19 protein-coding genes are annotated in these 18,042 nt (G+C 50.5%); 11 read left to right on the top strand and 8 right to left on the bottom strand.

Annotated features, from left to right (window positions below; translation table 11 throughout):
* Positions 1 to 1,557, bottom strand: coding sequence for an apolipoprotein N-acyltransferase (gene lnt, locus G006_RS0109570; RefSeq protein ID WP_081607911.1), 1,557 nt, complete (start codon positions 1,555 to 1,557; stop codon positions 1 to 3).
* A gap of 204 nt (positions 1,558 to 1,761) precedes the next feature.
* Here lnt and G006_RS0109580 point away from each other — a divergent pair, with 204 nt between their 5' ends.
* Complete coding sequence (locus G006_RS0109580; protein WP_152428838.1) at positions 1,762 to 3,168, top strand: hypothetical protein; 1,407 nt, start codon at positions 1,762 to 1,764, stop codon at positions 3,166 to 3,168.
* Here the strand turns inward: G006_RS0109580 and G006_RS0109585 are convergent.
* The 4 genes from G006_RS0109585 to G006_RS0109600 form a co-directional block, all read right to left on the bottom strand.
* A complete protein-coding gene (locus tag G006_RS0109585; protein ID WP_020482968.1) occupies positions 3,146 to 4,045 on the bottom strand; it encodes a 5'-nucleotidase in 900 nt (299 codons plus the stop codon). The genes G006_RS0109580 and G006_RS0109585 overlap by 23 nt on opposite strands.
* 2 nt (positions 4,046 to 4,047) lie before the next feature.
* Complete coding sequence (locus G006_RS0109590) at positions 4,048 to 5,772, bottom strand: SPOR domain-containing protein (protein WP_020482969.1); 1,725 nt, start codon at positions 5,770 to 5,772, stop codon at positions 4,048 to 4,050.
* Between the two features lie 62 nt (positions 5,773 to 5,834).
* Positions 5,835 to 6,566 (bottom strand): class I SAM-dependent methyltransferase, encoded by a 732-nt coding sequence (locus G006_RS0109595; RefSeq protein WP_020482970.1) that lies wholly within the window; start codon positions 6,564 to 6,566, stop codon positions 5,835 to 5,837.
* Positions 6,563 to 6,868 carry a DUF1244 domain-containing protein gene (locus G006_RS0109600; RefSeq protein ID WP_020482971.1) on the bottom strand — a complete coding sequence of 102 codons (306 nt, stop codon included), beginning with the start codon at positions 6,866 to 6,868 and terminating at the stop codon, positions 6,563 to 6,565. Before G006_RS0109600 ends, G006_RS0109595 begins: the two co-directional genes overlap by 4 nt.
* A gap of 112 nt (positions 6,869 to 6,980) precedes the next feature.
* Here G006_RS0109600 and G006_RS0109605 point away from each other — a divergent pair, with 112 nt between their 5' ends.
* From G006_RS0109605 to G006_RS0109625, 5 genes are read left to right on the top strand one after another with little or no spacing between them, the layout of a single operon-like run.
* Positions 6,981 to 7,310, top strand: coding sequence for a hypothetical protein (locus tag G006_RS0109605; RefSeq protein WP_152428839.1), 330 nt, complete (start codon positions 6,981 to 6,983; stop codon positions 7,308 to 7,310).
* Between the two features lie 27 nt (positions 7,311 to 7,337).
* Positions 7,338 to 7,880, top strand: coding sequence for a septation protein A (locus tag G006_RS0109610; RefSeq protein WP_020482973.1), 543 nt, complete (start codon positions 7,338 to 7,340; stop codon positions 7,878 to 7,880).
* The gene (locus tag G006_RS0109615; RefSeq protein ID WP_020482974.1) at positions 7,880 to 8,182 is read left to right on the top strand and encodes a YciI family protein; all 303 of its coding nucleotides are present in this window, start codon (positions 7,880 to 7,882) and stop codon (positions 8,180 to 8,182) included. Before G006_RS0109610 ends, G006_RS0109615 begins: the two co-directional genes overlap by 1 nt.
* Positions 8,179 to 8,442, top strand: coding sequence for a BolA family protein (locus G006_RS0109620; RefSeq protein ID WP_020482975.1), 264 nt, complete (start codon positions 8,179 to 8,181; stop codon positions 8,440 to 8,442). The genes G006_RS0109615 and G006_RS0109620 overlap by 4 nt, the downstream gene beginning before the upstream one ends.
* Positions 8,443 to 8,456: 14 nt before the next feature.
* Entirely contained in the window at positions 8,457 to 9,428 is a 972-nt protein-coding gene (locus G006_RS0109625) for a peptidylprolyl isomerase (protein WP_020482976.1), read from the top strand.
* An 86-nt stretch (positions 9,429 to 9,514) separates the two neighbouring features.
* On the opposite strand, the gene G006_RS27705 is transcribed toward G006_RS0109625, so the two are convergent.
* Positions 9,515 to 9,706 carry a (2Fe-2S)-binding protein gene (locus tag G006_RS27705; RefSeq protein ID WP_081607912.1) on the bottom strand — a complete coding sequence of 64 codons (192 nt, stop codon included), beginning with the start codon at positions 9,704 to 9,706 and terminating at the stop codon, positions 9,515 to 9,517.
* Between the two features lie 238 nt (positions 9,707 to 9,944).
* Between G006_RS27705 and G006_RS0109630 the strand changes: the two genes are divergently transcribed.
* Genes G006_RS0109630 through G006_RS0109650 form a run of 5 tightly spaced genes read left to right on the top strand, consistent with a single transcriptional unit; the run spans position 9,945 to position 15,910 of the window.
* A complete protein-coding gene (locus G006_RS0109630; RefSeq protein ID WP_020482977.1) occupies positions 9,945 to 10,421 on the top strand; it encodes a formate dehydrogenase subunit gamma in 477 nt (158 codons plus the stop codon).
* On the top strand, positions 10,421 to 11,965 hold the full coding sequence (locus G006_RS0109635; RefSeq protein WP_020482978.1) for a formate dehydrogenase beta subunit: 1,545 nt from the start codon (positions 10,421 to 10,423) through the stop codon (positions 11,963 to 11,965). Before G006_RS0109630 ends, G006_RS0109635 begins: the two co-directional genes overlap by 1 nt.
* Before the next feature lie 22 nt (positions 11,966 to 11,987).
* Complete coding sequence (fdhF, locus tag G006_RS0109640; RefSeq protein WP_020482979.1) at positions 11,988 to 14,840, top strand: formate dehydrogenase subunit alpha; 2,853 nt, start codon at positions 11,988 to 11,990, stop codon at positions 14,838 to 14,840.
* A 14-nt stretch (positions 14,841 to 14,854) separates the two neighbouring features.
* Complete coding sequence (gene fdhD, locus G006_RS0109645; RefSeq protein ID WP_020482980.1) at positions 14,855 to 15,694, top strand: formate dehydrogenase accessory sulfurtransferase FdhD; 840 nt, start codon at positions 14,855 to 14,857, stop codon at positions 15,692 to 15,694.
* Between the two features lie 3 nt (positions 15,695 to 15,697).
* Complete coding sequence (locus tag G006_RS0109650) at positions 15,698 to 15,910, top strand: formate dehydrogenase subunit delta (protein ID WP_020482981.1); 213 nt, start codon at positions 15,698 to 15,700, stop codon at positions 15,908 to 15,910.
* A gap of 158 nt (positions 15,911 to 16,068) precedes the next feature.
* Here G006_RS0109650 and G006_RS0109655 read toward each other — a convergent pair whose 3' ends face one another.
* A complete protein-coding gene (locus G006_RS0109655) occupies positions 16,069 to 17,397 on the bottom strand; it encodes a TolC family outer membrane protein (RefSeq protein WP_051067677.1) in 1,329 nt (442 codons plus the stop codon).
* Positions 17,394 to 18,041, bottom strand: a complete 648-nt coding sequence (locus G006_RS0109660) for a response regulator transcription factor (protein WP_033193920.1) — start codon at positions 18,039 to 18,041, stop codon at positions 17,394 to 17,396. The genes G006_RS0109655 and G006_RS0109660 overlap by 4 nt, the downstream gene beginning before the upstream one ends.
* Between the last annotated feature and the right edge of the window lies 1 nt (position 18,042).

Consider the following 18,042-nt stretch of genomic DNA (forward strand, 5'->3'; position numbering starts at 1 on the left):
CTAAACGGCTTCAACGCCTTGTTTGGAAATACCCGCACCGAACTTGCGATGCCAGACATACGTCACCAGTAGCAATACCGCCAACACCCCGAAAAAACCTTTATCACCCAAGATGACGTAAGGCGTAAGACCACGCATCGGAACTATATAATCGGTTAAAGTAGTCGTAGTAAACAAAGGCGCCTGCTTACGTAATGCACCGTCCGGACCTACAAACCCGGTCACACCAGTATTGGTGGCTCGTGCCAAATAGCGGCCGGTTTCCAGCGCCCGCATTTGCGCCATTTGCATGTGTTGATGCGGCTGTGAGGAATTGCCGAACCAGGCGTCGTTAGTCATGTTGACGATATAGCCGGCATCCGCAATCTGTCGGGCAACCAACTCGCCGAAGGCATCTTCATAACAAATAGTAGTGACAAACGCGTGACCGCCCGCCGTCAACAACGTTTGCCGGTCGCCACCGGCAGCGAAATCGCCCAGAGGTATTTGCAATTTATCCAATACCCAGCCCGATAACGGCTGAAGCGGTAAATATTCGCCAAAAGGCAGTAGGTGATTTTTGTGGTAAAGGGCTTGATTTTCGCCCAAGGTCATGACGCTGTTGTAATACTCCTTACCCTGCCCGCTGCTGGGTAGCCCAACAACCAAATCAACTCCATGCGCTTGCGCGGCAGTTTGCAGAGGATCGATGTAGAACTCTTTCACTTGCGACAGAAAGGCCGGAATCGAGGTTTCCGGCCAGATGATTACATCAGAATCCCAATGCTGTTCTGTGAGCTCTTGATAAAGTCTGAGCGTGTTGAGTTTCTGATTTTTTTGCCACTTCTGATCCTGGCCAATATTGCCTTGCACCAATGTTACCTTGATCGGCGCGCCAGCGGCTTGAGTCCACGACACGGTTTGCAAATAGCCACCGCCCGCCCAAATTAATCCTAAAACCAGCAGCCCCGGCAAAGCCCGCAATTTGCCACGCAATATCTCGACTAACGAAAAAGCCGATACAGCCAACAAAAACCCGACTCCATAAACCCCGGTCAGTGGGGCATAACCAGCCAAAGGCGTAGACAGTTGGCTGTAGGCAATTTGCAGCCAGGGAAAACCATTCAACAACCAATAACCGCGAAAGTACTCGACTGCTACCCACGCAATAGCGGCGGCTATTATTCGTAACCATGCCCCGGACCACACCGAGGTTTTGGCGATAAACCAGCCGGTCAAGGCCGGGAACAAAGCCCAAACTGCTACCAGCAAAGCCGTCAGCGCTATCGAGCTATACGGGTCGCCGCCGCCAAAATCGTGAATACTGATATACGTCCACCAAATACCTGAACCGAACAAGCCCAAGCCAAACAAATAACCACTGAGCGCCGCCCTCTTCGGCATCTGCCGCTGCCAAACCCAGTAAATGAAAACTAATGCACCGATTGCGGCGTAGGCATAATCGTATGGAGCAAAGGCCATGGTGAGCAATATCCCAAAAACCGGTGCGGCAAGTTCCCATTTACAATTCAATATTCGCGTCATTACTCTGCTGTGTTTATTCGATGGAATCGGCATTTTATGCAGCCGCCGGGGTTTCGTAAAATTGGCAGCTGCCTTTAGCCGCCAATCTGAACTAAACTGAGGTAATGTTTTCAACACAACTTAACTCGCAAGTACATGACCGATAACGCATCACTGCCTTTTGAGCTGTCAACGGAGTCCCTCGGCGCATGGATAAATTCATTAAGCGCGTTGCCGGCGGCGAACGCTGCAAATCAGTTGAATCTGGTCCTTAAACAACTGACTCGCAGCAACGCCCCAGCCGCAAACGTGTTGCCGATACTCGTCAATTTAACGCCACTGACATTGCATTTATCCAATGGATTAACCAATGCGGCGCGTTCCGAAACAGACCTAGCCACCAACACCAAAGCGCTAAAAATTGCGAAACTAGCCATGCAATTACTCAGGCACTTAAGCCTGGCTTTTTGCCGTACTGTCGAGACCAAACAACTCGATACATTGCTGACCCAACAAGCGATATTTTATGCTTTGCAACTCGTTGGGTACTGTCTGCGCAGCACGGCGCTGTTTTACGAAATGCCGTCTACAACCTTGTGGAAAAAGAGCGGCCTGCTTTACACCATAGCTGTTGAACTGCAACTGTTAAAAAAACCGATCTCTTCCAAACTTCAGGAGTTTAAGTTACAAAGCACCATTGAAGCAGTCGTTAAACGCAACGTCTTGTTTGCACTCAGCAAACCCAACCAATACTCAACAACTGAAATCAGTCAATTATTTCAGTTGGTCAATCAGCATCAAGATCGCCTGGAGCTCAGCAAAACTGCCAATCCGGATAGCGGTTTTTTTTGGAATCTGGGCAGCGAACCAAGTCCAATACCGCGCACGAACAGTACATTGCCGCGCGGCTCCGTGCACATCAGCTGCCTGAGACTCGGCCATGCCTTGCAACTTGGCGAAATCGAGACCGAACTGAATTCAAACATGCAGACCAAACTGGCCTTGCACTTGACTGGATACAGCAATATTTTCGCATCGGTGGCAATCGGCCCGCCGATGCCTGCACACTTACTCGAGGGCTTCGTTGCGGTCAGCGCCCATCTGCAAGGCGAAGAAAAATTATCGAAAATCATGAACCTTAGCTCGCAATTGTCGCGCGGTAGGTCCCTGGCCCGCGATATGTCTCTTGTGCCATTGGAACATGAAAAAAGTTTCTACAAACCGCTCAATGCCAGCATTGTCAGTTTCCCCGAACACGGCACTAGCCTGAGTCTGCTACGCAACGTCAGCAAACAATTCCTGGTGGCGGAAAGCCCCGCGCCCAATTGTTCAACCGGCGATATTGGCTTACTGTGTCGCGAGCAGCAGCCCGCCAAAGTGGTGATAGTTCGCCAGCAAACGCTATATGAAGATGTAACACTAATTTTGCTGGAACCCATTATCGGCAACATTACAATCCACGACATCGAAAATGCCGGCGACAGCAACAGCCAGAAAGCCATAGTCATCGGGATGGAAACCGAGCACCCCGAGGTGTTGTTAGCCAACGGCAAATACACGGTAGGCAGTAAAATCAGCCTGCTGTACGGCAACACCTTGTATTTGAAAGCTTGCGTGGAAAGCACCCCTTGGTTAGTGCGCTTCAAGGTCGGTGTTGATTTGTGACGCCATGCGGGACGTGGGCGGCAGCGATTTGATGGGACTCCGCGGAATCGCAATGGCCTTTTTGATCATCGAAGAAAATATCAGCCCCGAACGCTTTTAAAAACGCCCCCTTGGGCATGCCGCCTAAAAACAAGGCTTCATCAATTCTAATTCCCCAAGCCCGCAAGGTTCTAACGACCCGCTCGTGAGCCGGTGCGGCGCGTGCGGTGACCAACGCGGTGCGAATCGGCGACAAATCTTGATCGAAATGGGTTTGAATGCGGTGCAAAGCACTTAAAAACTCTTTCAACGGTCCGTCGGACAAGGGCTTATGCGCCTCGTTGCGCTCATTGGCGGCAAAAGCCGCCAAACCGTGTTGTTGATAAATCCGCTCCGATTCATCGGAAAACAGCACAGCATCACCATCAAACGCAATCCGCAATTGCGGGGACGGATTGGCTACCGCGCCGGAGACGATGGTCGCAGCAGCATAACCGGCAGCCAGAGCTTTTCTGACATCCTCGCCATTGGCCGACAAAAACAAATGCGCGCCAAAAGCCGGAATATATTCGTAGGGCGAAACGCCGCTAGTAAACGCCGCCCGGCTAATCGCCAGTTCGTAATGATTAATCGAGTTAAAGATACGCAAACCGGTATCCGCGCTATTTTGCGACAGCAGGATAATCTCCACCAGCGGCGCCCCGGGAAAAGCTTTGTTAATATCCAAAAACTTCTTCACCAAGGAAAATCCAAAACCCGGCGGCAGAATTTCGTTTTCGTGCTCAATCTGATAGCGACAAAACGCTTCCTTGCCCTGGGTTTCGAAAATCGCGTGCGATTCATCCAGATTGAATAAGGCCCTGGACGATACGGCAACCACAAGTTTCTGATTATCCATGGCTATTCTTTATTGCGGGTAACCCACACCGAATCGAGATTAAGGGTTTTCTTGATTTTCGCCGCATAAGCCGCCGCTTCGTACTGGGTTTTAAAACCGTCCACAAACAAACGGTACCAGTTTTCGCCCTTGGATTCGGTTTTGACTACCTTGGCCGGCACGCCTTTGCCCGCAAACTCTTGGGCCTTGCTCTTGGCATACCAATCCTGTTTAAACGCAATTAAATTGACCGCCCAATTTTCCTCGACCGGTACCGGCTTTTTCTTTTCCGGCTTAGGGGCCGGCGCGGCAGCTACCGCTCGACCTTTTTCCAAGGCGCTCACCTTGTTCTGCAAAGCTTCTATCGCAGCGCCGATTTGCATGATCTGGCTGCCGATTTCGGCAGAAGGCTTGGCCTGATCGCCGTTCGCTTTTGCCGCACCAGTATCAGCATGCCCCGCCTTACTTAATTCCGCAATCTGAGTGGCCATCACGCCATTGCTCACCGTCAACTCGTCCAACTGTTTGCGCAACATTTCCTTGTCCGCTGCATCGCTGGCAGGCGCAGCATTCACTTGTTCCTGCAGTTTTCCGATAATACTGACCAACTCGCCGACTTGCGACTTAGCGATCATGCCTTGTATTCCTAATCCGGTACCGATCAGCAGCGCCGCCACTGCGATGCCATTGGCCACATAGGCGGCTACCGGCTTTTTAGCCGCCAAGGCATCCAAGGCCCGCTTGGTTTTCTTCTGTTCGGTCTGTACGCTTTCCAGACTATCCAAACAACCAAGCATCTCATTTTTACCCGCCGCCTCGGTTAGATCGTGGCGCATCTGCTGCTGATGCTTTTTGAGGTCGACGATATTCCGATTCAACGCGGCAATTTCGCTACTATGATCGATGACTTGTATAGGCGGCACTGGGGCCGCTTGAACTTGCTCGACCGCGTCGGCAATCGGCACTATTTCCGGCTCATTGCTCTGGACGACGACTAATTCTTCCTCGTTATTTTGCTCACTGACCGCTGCCGCAAATATCTGATCCAAATCCGGCTCCGGTTCCGGCGCACTTGCTTGGACGCTGTTATCGGGTTCTTCCAAATCGGCAAAATCATCGACGATTGGCGGTACCGCTGGTGCATATTCGTCATCAGCCGAAATATCGAAATCCGCAATCAGAAAATCGGCATTGCCGCCAGCCAACTCAGCATCATCGGAAAACTCGTCTATTTCGGCCATATTCTCCAGCTCGTCCATCACGGTTTCCGGCAAACCCACTGCGGCGACCGGGGTGTCTTCGGGGAAATCGTCGATTTGACCGACCCGCTCTAACTCTGCTACTTCTTCAAATACATCATCAACCGGCAAATCTAAAGGGTTCCCCTGATTTTCGGCATCGACGATATCGGCAAACTCATCGTCGATAACTTGCTGCTCGCGTCCGGGATTAATGCCGATGTCGGCGTTGAAATCGTCACCAAACTCATCAATATCGTCGGCTAAACTCGATACTGCCTTAGGCTCATTTGCACTCAGCAATTCATCGATATCCGCGAACTCGTCAATTTCCTGTTGCGCCTCAGGCTCGAATGTCTCGTCGCCCACCAGCAAACGGTCAATGGCTTCGTCATCATCTATTGTGCCAACCTGTTGTTCGGAGGGGTCGCCAATATTGAGCATGGCATCCAGATCGTCGGCGAACGCATCCAAGGTTTTTTTGTTTTTACTACCAGTCGATTCAGCCATGTTTTTTCTCGTTTAAGCCGCACATAGTTCAGCAAATGCTGATTCGCAAGCACCGTAAGGTGTCATTTAAGCGCAGTTACCAAGGCATTGACCTCCATGCGTTGCTGCAAATCAATGTCCCGAAAACCGGCCTTAGCCATCTGCGCCAACGCGACGGATTCGCGCATAACATGATTTTCCGACTCGTCGTTAAACAGATGGACTATCCAATGCTCGAGTAAATCCAATCGGTTGATTTCGGTCAACACCTTAAAATAACCGCCAACTTCTTGCTGAATGCTGCGGGTATGCGCGCTGACATCATCCAAGGCATAACGGTCGCCGTTGACGAATTTTCCACCTGGCTTTAACACCCGATATATTTCAGTCAACACTTGCCGCCGGTAATCGCTATGGAAATTATGCAAAGTATATGCCGACGCCAAAATATCGACGCTGTCGCTCGCCAATGCTTGTAATGCCGTCAAGGCGTCCTCGCCGGAAAAACACAATCTGCCTGCTGCGACCCAGTCCCGCAAACTCTGCTTCGCCTGATTTTGCATGGTGGGTTCGTTATCGACACTTAATATACTTAGGTTATCCGCGGCAGACAGGATCGCCAACGTGGTGATACCGGTACCGCCACCGAGTTCAACCACTGTCTGGGGAGTGCTCTGCTTCTCACAGTAATCGCCAACCATTTCACCGACTAAGCGGCTCATTTCCGTCGCAAATGGGCATATCAAGTTGAGCATTTGATATTCTTTACCAATCACGCTGGAGAACATCGCATCGAAGGGTTTTTCTTCCGTCATGATTGCGCTTTCAGTTTTTGTTTTGCGTCGTACGCTGCCAGTTGCTCCGGAGTGGCTTCGCGTTGATATTTATCTTTCCATTCGCTGTAAGGCATGCCGTAGACAATCTGCCGTGCTTGCTCGTAATCAATGTCGATTGCGCGTTCTGCGGCGGCGGCTGCATACCATTTAGCCAGGCAATTCCGGCAAAAATCAGCGAGCACCATCAGTTCGATATTCTGCACTTCGGTATGCTGTTGTAAATGGGCTAGTAGTTGCCTGAAAGCCGCCGCTTCCAGTTCGACGTTATTGGACTGAATCATGAAATCCTCCTTTAAAACCGGCATTTTAGCAGCAAAGCCGTTAGGCTCATGTACAATTGCACCCAAAGATTCTACAATGAAGTAATTGATACTTGGGATCTAATCGCGCTTTGTGAACACAATACACAGTTCATCCTTGGCTTTTTATCCGGTCGGCTATAACCAGCCGAGAGCCGTACGGCCGGATAATAATCTTGAACAAAAGCAAAAGCCTAATAGCGACGAGACCGAGATACCTCGGCAGAATCCTGATTTACCTAAAACCTCGTCAACCGCTCAAATCAAGGCCGCTCTGGCGGACAACGGGTTGACGGTAAGCAATAACGACCAACCAAGTAATTCGCGTACCTTGAAAGCATTGAACGCCTACACAGAAAACCGCAATCAACCCGCCCAATCCCGGGTTGCAGAGATCATTTCCGGTATCGATCTTTACGTCTAACCTCCCTCCCATCTTTAAACGTCAATCATGAAACCGCTTTTAGAGTTTTTCCCTATCGTTCTATTCTTTGTCGCGTACAAACTGTACGACATTTACATTGCCACTGCCGTCGTAATCGCCGCCACGGTTGTGCAGGTCATCAGCTATTGGCTGCTCTATCGCAAAGTGGAAACCATGCAGTGGATTACACTGGGATTAATTTTGGTCATGGGTGGTGCGACACTATATTTACATGACGAGCAATTCATTAAGTGGAAACTAACCATTATTGAGTGGCTGTTCGGCGGTGCATTTTTGGTCAGCCAATTCGTCGGCAAAAAAACTTTTATAGAACGCATGATGGGCGCAAACCTCGAATTGCCGGATCGTATCTGGAAACGCCTTAACCTGAGCTGGTCCATGTTTTTTATCGGGGTCGGCTGTTTAAATTTATACGTGATGGCGAACTACAGCACCGACGACTGGGTCAGCTTTAAAACTTTCGGCGTTCCCGGCCTGATGCTTATTTTTATTGCCGTACAAATAGTGTTCTTGTATAAGTTTATTCCCGCACCAGAGGCTAAAGAGTAATGTTGTATGCCATCATGGCCGAAGATGTCGCGGACAGCCTGAGCAATCGTTTGGCCGCCCGTCCGCAGCATCTGGAACGATTAACTATATTGCAAAACCAAGGCCGCTTGGTATTGGCCGGGCCGCATCCTGCGATAGATAGCGAAAACCCCGGCGATGCCGGATTTAGCGGCAGCCTGATTGTTGCCGAGTTTGCCAGTCGGCAGGACGCCCAAGACTGGGCCGATGCCGACCCTTATATCTCCGCGGGCGTATATGCTCGTGTTACCGTTAAACCTTTCAAACAAGTATTTCCCCAATGACAGCCGACCATATCAGACAGAAGCTGGAAGAAGCTTTTAAGCCAGAATTAATCGAAATCATCGACCATAGCGCCGCACACGCCGGCCACGCCGGTAACAAAGGTGGCGGTCATTTCCATGTCACTCTCATATCCACTCAATTTGAAGGTAAATCTCTGGTGCAAAGACATCAGCTGGTTTATCAGGCCTTGGGCGACATGATGAAGGATGAAATCCATGCCCTGGGCATTAACGCTTTAACCCCCTCTGAAAACAGCTAAAGGAAATTCTTAAGATGAAACTGAAACTTATTCCCCTGATACTAGCCAGTAGCGTACTGTTACCCGGTTGCTTCGAAGAAAAAGCCAAGGAAGCGTCCGCACCAGCGGCACCGACTGTCAGCAAAGAGGACGCGGTTGCTTCGGTTAACGGCACCTATATCAGCAAGAAAACCTTGGAAACCTTGGAAAAAGAAATTGCAGAACGCAGCCAAGGCCAAACATTCCCAAAAGAACAGCTATTGGAAGAACTGATTCAACGCGAATTGTTGATTCAGCAAGCCGTACAAAAACAACTGGATAAATCGCCGGAAGTCATCGAACGGATGGCGACCGTTAGAAACTCCTTATTGTCGCAAGCGGCCCTACAAGACTACCTGAAAGCCAACCCAGTCACCGACGAAGAAATCAAAGCGGAATACGACTCCAAAATGGCTAATATGGGCAGTGAATACAAAGCCCGCCACATTTTGGTTAAAACCGAAGACGAAGCAAAAAAACTGATCGCAGAACTGGAAAAAGGCGGCGATTTTACCGCGCTGGCTAAAAAACATTCCATCGACCCGATGGGCTCCGAAGGTGGAGATTTAGGTTGGTTTACCGCTGATCGCATGGTCCCGCCCTTCTCTGAAGCAGTGGTTGCGCTGGAAAACGGCAAATTCAGCAAACAACCCGTGCAAACTCAGTTTGGCTGGCATGTGATCCTGCGCGAAGAGTCCAGAGCGCTAACACCACCGCCGTTTGATTCAGTTAAAGAACAAATTCGCCCAATGTTACAGCGCCAAAAAGCGCAAGCCATGATCGAAAATTTGCGCAAAAACGCCAAAGTTGAAGTCTTACTGCCGCCGACACCACCAAAGCAAGAAGAGGCTCAACCGGCTGATCAGGCTGCACCAGCACCTGCTGCTGAGGCCACTCCGGCCGAACCAGCCAGCGCCGCACCAAACGCAGACGTAAAACCCACCGAACCAGCGGCTACAGCTAAATAACGCGCCATACAGAACAGGGCGGTCCAACCGCCCTGTTTTTTTGCAACATACGTCTTATATCCCTATAAGCTCAGCTAACTAAATAACTATGCCGCTTGAGCTTGCATCTTCCGATTCTGCGTATTTTCATCCAGTAAAGCTTTAATACTGGCCGTGCATTTTCCACATACACCACCCGCACCCGTGCACTGCATCAGCTGTCTGCGATTACATACACCTTGACTGATTGCCTGCGTAACCTGTCTATCGGTGACCGCTTTACACACACATACGTACATAACACCCTCACTTAATTCATATGCGCATTAATGATAACAATTATCATTTAAAAGTAAAGCATCCACCATCACATTTTTTCCACGCGAACTTCCCAAACTAATCAGAGTCCGATGTTGCAATTACCTTGCTTTGCTTAGGAAATACGCGGGATTGAGGCACGAACCCGAATTGCAAACCCAGGTTTGTTCATGATTAAATAGGACGATAACCTTTTCGTCATTTATTACAGAGCCAATGATGCAAGACTATCAAACCCAAAAACCCACCGTGTTGGAAATACTGAACACTCATCAAGCAATGCCGGGTAATCTGTTGCCTATTTTGCATGGTATTCAGGACACTCTGGGCTACATCCCGCCGGCCGCCGTAGTAGACATTGCCAAGTCGCTCAATCTTTCCCAAGCGGAAGTCCACGGGGTTATTAGTTTTTATCATTACTTTCGGGAGACTCCGCCCGGAGAGCACACAATACGAATTTGTCGGGCCGAATCATGCCAAGCAATGAACGGTAAAGCGCTGGAAACCCATGTTAAACAACAGCTTGGCATCGACTTTCACGAAACCACAGCTGACGGAATTTTTTCACTAGAACCTGTTTATTGTTTAGGTAACTGCGCTTGTTCGCCATCAATTACCATAGACGACGAGGTGATGGGTCGCGTCACAACTGAAAAATTTGATCGTTTGCTAGCCACTTATAAAGGTGCCAAATAATGACACGCGTATTTATTTCCCGTGATTCCACCGCACTTTCCCTGGGTGCTGAACAAGTTGCCAAGGCATTGGAACAGCAAGCTAGCAGCAAAGGCTTATCAGCTGAAATCGTCCGCAATGGCTCTCGCGGATTGTTCTGGCTGGAGCCCCTCGTCGAAGTCGAAACCAGCCAAGGCAGAGTTTCCTATGGCCCCGTGCAAGTAGAAGATGTGGCACCTTTACTCGATGCCGGACTGCTGGATGGCAAGCAACATCCGCTTTATTTAGGCAACATTGAAGAAATAGCTTATTTCAAAAATCAAAATCGTCTTACCTTCGCCCGCGTCGGCCTAACAGACCCGGTCAACATCGACGAATACTTGGCTCACGATGGATACCGTGGCCTGAAAAATGCGTTGGCTTTGCAAGCCACCGAAATCGTCAAACAGGTCACTGACTCCGGTCTGCGCGGCCGTGGCGGCGCCGCGTTTCCCACCGGCATCAAATGGAACACGGTATTAAACGCCCCGGCAGATCAAAAATACATCGTCTGTAACGCTGATGAAGGCGACTCCGGTACATTTTCCGACAGAATGATCATGGAAGGCGACCCCTTTGTTTTGATCGAAGGCATGACCATAGCCGGCTTGGCTGTGGGCGCGACTCAGGGTTATATCTATCTGCGCGTCGAATACCCACACGCTAAGATTGCGCTGAATCAAGCTATCGAAGCGGCGTACAAAAACGGTTATTTGGGCGAAAACATCCAAAACAGCGGAAAAACGTTCCACCTGGAAGTACGCAGCGGCGCCGGAGCCTATATTTGCGGCGAAGAAACTTCCCTGTTGGAAAGCCTGGAAGGTAAACGTGGATTGGTACGTTTTAAGCCACCACTCCCCGCTATCGTCGGCCTGTTCGGTAAACCTACCATCGTCAACAATGTCATTTCGCTGGCCTCGATTCCTGTGATTCTGGACAAAGGTGGCGAATATTATAAAAACTACGGCATGGGCCGTTCACGCGGTACGCTGCCTCTGCAACTGGCTGGAAATATCAAGCACCCCGGTCTGTTTGAGGTCGCTTTCGGCATGACCTTACGCGAGCTGCTTTACGATTACGGCGGCGGCTCAGCGAGCGGCCGACCGATACGCGCGGTACAGGTCGGCGGACCGCTGGGCGCTTATTTGCATGAGGGCCAGTTCGATACACCGCTGGATTACGAAGCCTTCGCGGCCATTTCAGCGGTATTGGGTCATGGCGGCATAGTGGTTCATGACGATACCGTCAACATGGCCGACATGGCGCGTTATGCAATGGAATTTTGTGTGGAAGAATCCTGCGGCAAATGCACACCTTGCCGGATAGGATCAACACGTGGCGTCGAAGTAATAGATCGTATCGTCGAGGGCGTGCAAAAGGATAAAAACACCGTGTTGTTGCGCGATTTATGCGACACCATGACTTACGGATCTTTGTGTGCAATGGGCGGCATGACACCTTTCCCGGTGTTAAGCGCGCTGAATCATTTCCCTGAAGACTTTGGCTTACAATCCGCCAAAGCCTGATCGCGATTACCAGGAGATAAACATGTCTGACAATAACGAAATAGATTACGGAACTCCCGCAAGTTCGTCTGCAAATCAAGTCACTCTGGAAATCGACGGCCACAAGGTCACTGTCAATGCCGGCAGTTCCGTGATGCGCGCCGCCGCCGAAGCGGGGATCAGCATTCCTAAATTGTGCGCCACCGATAGCCTGGATCCGTTCGGTTCTTGTCGGATGTGCCTGGTGCAAATCGAAGGTGCGCGCGGCTATCCGGCTTCCTGTACTACCCCGGTGGCAGAAGGCATGAAGGTATGTACCCAGAACGACAAGCTAGCCAGCATCAGACGCGGCATTGCCGAACTATACATCTCCGATCATCCTTTAGACTGTTTAACCTGCGCCGCCAACGGCGATTGCGAATTGCAGGATACCGTCGGCCAAGTCGGCTTGCGCGAAGTGCGTTACGGTTTCGACGGCGAGAATCATCTGGATTCCGAAAAAGACACCAGTAACCCCTATTTCAGCTTCGACCCGGCAAAATGTATCGTTTGTTCACGATGCGTCCGTGCCTGCGAAGAGGTACAAGGTACCTTCGCATTGACCATCGACGGCCGCGGCTTCGATTCCAAAGTCTCTCCAGGGCAAAATCAGCCATTCATGGAATCCGAATGCGTATCCTGCGGCGCTTGCGTGCAAGCCTGCCCCACCGCGACACTGATGGAAAAATCGGTAATCGACCACGGTGTTCCGGAACACAGCACCGTCACCACCTGCGCCTATTGCGGTGTCGGTTGCTCATTCAAAGCCGAAATGAAAGGCGAACAACTGGTACGCATGGTGCCGGATAAAAACGGCCAAGCCAATCACGGCCACTCTTGCGTCAAAGGCCGTTTTGCCTTCGGTTATGCCACGCACAAAGACCGCATCACTACCCCTATGGTACGGGAAAACATTTCCGATCCTTGGCGCGAAGTCAGCTGGGAAGAAGCGATCAGTTTTGCCGCCACCAAATTGAAGGGGATCCAAGCCAAATACGGCAAAGACTCAATCGGCGGCATTACCTCTTCGCGTTGCACTAACGAAGAAACCTATCTGGTGCAAAAATTAATCCGTGCCGGCTTCGGTAACAACAATGTCGATACCTGTGCCCGCGTTTGCCATTCGCCGACCGGCTACGGCTTGAAAAGCACTTTTGGCGAATCATCCGGCACCCAAACCTTTGACTCGGTGATGCAGTCCGATGTGATTATGGTAATCGGCGCCAACCCGACTGACGGCCACCCGGTTTTCGGTTCGATGATGAAACGCCGCTTACGCCAAGGCGCGAAACTGATCGTGGTCGATCCACGCAGTATCGATTTGGTTAGCAATAGCCCGCATGTGAAAGCCGACTACCATCTGAAACTGCGCCCCGGCACCAATGTTGCGGTTGTCACCGCATTGGCTCACGTCATCGTCACCGAAGGCTTGGCGGATGAAAAATTCGCACTGGAACGCTGCGATGTTGAGTCGTTCAATAAATGGAAAACCTTTGTTGCGCTGCCCCAACATTCACCTGAGGCCGTCGCCGAATTAACCGGCGTACCCGCCGAAACCATGCGCGCAGCGGCTCGCTTGTACGCAACGGGCGGTAATGGCGCGATCTATTACGGTTTGGGTGTGACCGAACATAGCCAAGGCTCCACGACCGTTATTGGTATTGCCAATCTGGCAATGGCGACCGGTAACATTGGCCGCGACGGCGTTGGTGTCAACCCGCTACGCGGACAAAACAATGTCCAAGGCTCTTGCGATATGGGTTCGTTCCCACACGAGTTTGTCGGCTACCGCCATGTTTCCGACTCGCAAACTCGCGTTCAGTTTGAAACTGCTTGGAACGTGGCGCTGTCCTCAGAACCCGGCTTACGTATCCCGAATATGTTTGCCGCCGCTATCGACGGTAGTTTCAAAGGCTTGTACGTACAAGGCGAAGACATCGCTCAATCCGATCCTGATATCACCCACGTACATCACGCGCTACGTGAATTGGAATGCTTGGTCGTACAAGACATTTTCCTGAACGAAACCGCTAAATTTGCTCACGTGTTTTTACCAGGCTCCTCGTTCCTGGAAAAGAACGGCACGTTTACCAATGCTGAACGCCGGATTTCGCCGGTTCGTAAAGTGATGACCCCGCTGGGTGGCAAGGAAGACTGGGAAGTAACCCAGGATTTGTCGAACGCCCTGGGTTATCCTATGAATTACAGACATCCTTCGGAAATCATGGCCGAAATCGCGGCGCTGACGCCGCAATTCGCCGGTGTCAGTTACGAAAAAATCGACGAAATGGGCAGCATACAGTGGCCTTGCAATGACGAAACACCCGATGGCACGCCGATTATGCACGCCGACCACTTCGTGCGCGGTAAAGGCCGCTTCATGCTAACCGAATATGTCGCTACCGAAGAACGTACCAGCAGCAAATATCCTTTGATTCTGACTACCGGCCGGATCTTGTCTCAGTACAACGTCGGTGCCCAAACTCGCCGCACGGAAAACGTCGCCTGGCACGAGGAAGATCGTCTGGAATTGCATCCGCACGATGCAGAAGTACTGGGTATTAGCGATGGTGACTGGTGCGGCGTGAAAAGCCGTTCCGGGGAAACCGTGTTGCGAGCTTTGATTACTGATCGCATGCAGCCTGGCGTGGTTTACACCACGTTCCATTTCCCGCATTCGGGCGCTAACGTCATCACCACCGATAACTCGGACTGGGCTACCAACTGTCCGGAATACAAAGTCACCGCTGTGCATGTCGCCAAAGTTGCACAAACTTCGGCATGGCAACAGGAATACCAAGACTTTTCCGACAATCAGTTGTCTTTACTGGAAAACCGCATCGCGGTCAACGAGTAAGCAGCAACCGCCTTATGGATGCAGTCTCAAGCGAACTGGGCTGGACCAGCTATCGAACCGGTACGTTCGATAGCTGGCGCGGCCCGGTTCACACCGCGAAAGAGGATTATGTCGCTGAAGAAGTGCCGGTGGTGTTGGTTTACAACACCATTCCGCACGTGGTGATGCTGACGACCCCTCTCAATCTGGAAGATTTTGCATTGGGCTTCAGTCTGACCGAAGAAATCATCGGCCATACGTCGGAATTGCAATCGGTACGCGTCGTACAACGCTCCAAAGGAGTGGAAGTTAGGATGACGATCCCTGAAGAGCGTTTTGAGAAACTGCACGGCAAGGGAAAAAATATGACCGGCAGAACCGGTTGCGGTTTATGCGGAGCCACCACCCTGGAGCAAGCCATTCGGCGTCCGAATCACGTGGGTCAAGGTTTAGCGCTGAGTGCAGCGCTATTAAGCAGCGGTTTCGCCGATATGGCGCAAAAGCAATCTCTGAATTTGCTGACCGGTGCGGTCCATGCGGCAGCGTGGCTGCACCCGGAACGCGGCATCGTTACTGTAAGGGAAGATGTCGGCCGTCATAATGCACTGGATAAACTGATCGGTTCATTAGCCAAGGCCAACTGCGATTTTGAAAATGGCTGGCTGCTGGTCACCAGCCGCGCCAGTTATGAAATGGTACAAAAAGCGGCCAGTGTTGGCATCACCTTGCTGGCAGCCATCTCGGCACCTACCGCGTTAGCAATTCAATTGGCGGAAGAGTGCGGACTGACCCTGGTTGGCTTCGCCCGCCACGAAAATCATATGATCTACACTCACCCTCATCGTTTACAACATTACCAAGAATCAGCCGCATAAAACATGGATAACCATAACCTCATTAAAATGGCCAACAACATTGGCGCTTTTTTCAAATCCGAACCCGACCGGGAATTGGCCATTAAGGGCGTTGAACAACATATCCGAAACTTTTGGGAACCGCGCATGCGAAAAGCGATTGTCGAATATGTGCAACAAGGTGGTAAAGAGTTGATGGAAATAGTGTCGGAAGCTGTATTGCGTATTGCCAAGTAACTCTGGGCTAGTGCATCGGTTGCTCGTATTTATTGAATCAGTTTATCGACCATCGCTCTAAACTGGTCATCAGCCTAATTGAAAACTTCCCCCAAATAGAAGACATTTTGGGGAAGTCTACATCTCTACATAGCCTTAACTATTAATGATTGAGCGCCTTAGTCAGCGGAACTAAGCGGTTGAACTTCGGCTGGCAAAGTGGTACCCAAATATTTATTCAGTTGGCCCTTGCTCGCTAAAATTCGAAATTGCGAAAACAGCTCATCGTATTTAGCATTGATATACGAGCTTTTAGCAATATAAGCCTCGTTGAAGGTATCCAGCAAATCTAATAAGGTCCGTTGACCAATATTGAATTGCTGCTGATAAGCACTGATGGTCTTTTCGCTGGAATCGACGTGTTGTTTAAAAAACTCCAACTGGCTCTTCACGGTTTGATGAGCGACCCAAGACAAACGCATACTTTCAATCACCTGCCTATGCGTATTGTCGCGAATATCCCTGGCCTGATTAATTAACTGCGCGGTTTGCTCGCGGCGAGCGATGTCTTTGCCACCGTTAAAAATGTTGTAGCGCATACGTAACATTGCCGTCATATCGGAATTGGTGCCGCGGATACCGTCTAAGTTGTAGTTATGACTGGCACCGGCCTCAATATCAAAACGCGGAAAATAGGGGGCCATAGCCGTAGCATGTTGGGCAAATGCCGAATCGATATCGGAATTGGCAGATTTCAGAATAGGATGGTCGGCCAACGCTTCTTCTATCGCTTGATCCAGCGATTGGGGTAGCGCGGTTCCCGGCGATTGAATCGGTTGAATACCTTCCGGCAATATGCCGATGACTCGCAAGAAACTGGTCTCGGCATCTTTCAAATTACCGATTTCGGACAACACGTTCTTTTCCGCCAAGGCTACCCTGCCCATTGACTGGTCGACATCCGCCCGTTTGCCGACGCCGCGTTCGCTACGCAGTTTGATTTGATCGTTGGTACCTTGATGGCGTTGCAGATTTTCCTTAGCCAGATTCAACAACTCCTGACGCCGCAACACCTTAATATAGGCTTCAACACCATCGAGCGCGGTTATTTCCGACTGGCCGAATACGGTGTAAGCCCGAGAGTCGGTCCGAGCTTCCTGCCTCTCCACTTCATTCGGAGTAGCCAGACCATCAAACAACATTTGTCTGGCTAGAATGGCCCCTTCCTCTCTATGATAAAAAACCGATCCGTCACCGCGGCCACGGGTGGTAGGGTTATTCGATTCTTCCCAGCCGATGCCGGCTGTGACATCCACTGTTGGAAAATAACCGGCCTTGGCTTGACCGATTTCCTCTTCAACCGCGCGGCGTTCTGATTTGGCAGCTTGGATTTTGGGATTTTCATCCAACACTTTCTGAATAGATTCTTGCAAACTCAACGCCTGACTGCTTGATACGCAGGCCAAATGCATGGCTATTCCTAAACTCAAACTCCTGCTGACTCTCATGACATTCCTCTCTGATATTGGTCGATTTCTTTTAACAATATGGCTAGTCTTAAGCGGTCATCGACATTCAGTTTCCTAAAAATCGATGATAAATGCGCTTTTACAGTCCGCTCGGAAATATTCATCGCAAAAGCAATACGCTTATTACTTTCGCCCTGCCGTATCATGTCCGCCACTTCCACTTCGCGCGCGGATAAACTGGCCAGTTGCTTTAGCTTTAGTTCGGTATCGACGGTACTAGGCGTAAGTTGTGTACGTCTGGCACTGGTCAACACACCAATGACCTTGGGCACCAAGGCCCGACGAATCCAAATATCACCCGCCAAAATACAAGCTACCGCACGCATTAAAAGCTCCGACGCTTCGGATTGTTCGCAATAGCCGGCGGCACCGTTAATCAGCACCTCGATCTGCTTATGTTCCGGCCAATCGGAGCCGATGACCAGAAATCGGACTTTTTTGTTGGCAAAAACCGTTAACAAACCGGCATCGTCATCCAGTTTTTTTGCATCGAAAATCACTGCATCGGCGGTATATTCACTGCGGATACTGTGCAGCATACTAACGTTATATCCCGCAATCAGCGCATGAGTCCACTGCGCCGTCAGCTGAGGATTATTGGAATAAATCAGTATGTTAGCCACA

Origin of the sequence: Methylomonas sp. MK1 (genome assembly GCF_000365425.1) — a bacterium.
Classification (GTDB): Bacteria; Pseudomonadota; Gammaproteobacteria; order Methylococcales; family Methylomonadaceae; genus Methylomonas.

Excerpts from the sequence above, each read along its gene's own strand:
- lnt (WP_081607911.1), bottom strand. The coding sequence starts at position 1,557 with ATGCCGATTCCATCGAATAAACACAGCAGAGTAATGACGCGAATATTG.
- G006_RS0109585 (WP_020482968.1), bottom strand. The coding sequence starts at position 4,045 with ATGGATAATCAGAAACTTGTGGTTGCCGTATCGTCCAGGGCCTTATTC.
- G006_RS0109590 (WP_020482969.1), bottom strand. The coding sequence starts at position 5,772 with ATGGCTGAATCGACTGGTAGTAAAAACAAAAAAACCTTGGATGCGTTC.
- G006_RS0109595 (WP_020482970.1), bottom strand. The coding sequence starts at position 6,566 with ATGACGGAAGAAAAACCCTTCGATGCGATGTTCTCCAGCGTGATTGGT.
- G006_RS0109600 (WP_020482971.1), bottom strand. The coding sequence starts at position 6,868 with ATGATTCAGTCCAATAACGTCGAACTGGAAGCGGCGGCTTTCAGGCAA.
- G006_RS0109610 (WP_020482973.1), top strand. The coding sequence starts at position 7,338 with ATGAAACCGCTTTTAGAGTTTTTCCCTATCGTTCTATTCTTTGTCGCG.
- G006_RS0109615 (WP_020482974.1), top strand. The coding sequence starts at position 7,880 with ATGTTGTATGCCATCATGGCCGAAGATGTCGCGGACAGCCTGAGCAAT.
- G006_RS0109620 (WP_020482975.1), top strand. The coding sequence starts at position 8,179 with ATGACAGCCGACCATATCAGACAGAAGCTGGAAGAAGCTTTTAAGCCA.
- G006_RS0109625 (WP_020482976.1), top strand. The coding sequence starts at position 8,457 with ATGAAACTGAAACTTATTCCCCTGATACTAGCCAGTAGCGTACTGTTA.
- G006_RS27705 (WP_081607912.1), bottom strand. The coding sequence starts at position 9,706 with ATGTACGTATGTGTGTGTAAAGCGGTCACCGATAGACAGGTTACGCAG.
- G006_RS0109630 (WP_020482977.1), top strand. The coding sequence starts at position 9,945 with ATGCAAGACTATCAAACCCAAAAACCCACCGTGTTGGAAATACTGAAC.
- G006_RS0109635 (WP_020482978.1), top strand. The coding sequence starts at position 10,421 with ATGACACGCGTATTTATTTCCCGTGATTCCACCGCACTTTCCCTGGGT.
- fdhF (WP_020482979.1), top strand. The coding sequence starts at position 11,988 with ATGTCTGACAATAACGAAATAGATTACGGAACTCCCGCAAGTTCGTCT.
- fdhD (WP_020482980.1), top strand. The coding sequence starts at position 14,855 with ATGGATGCAGTCTCAAGCGAACTGGGCTGGACCAGCTATCGAACCGGT.
- G006_RS0109650 (WP_020482981.1), top strand. The coding sequence starts at position 15,698 with ATGGATAACCATAACCTCATTAAAATGGCCAACAACATTGGCGCTTTT.
- G006_RS0109655 (WP_051067677.1), bottom strand. The coding sequence starts at position 17,397 with ATGAGAGTCAGCAGGAGTTTGAGTTTAGGAATAGCCATGCATTTGGCC.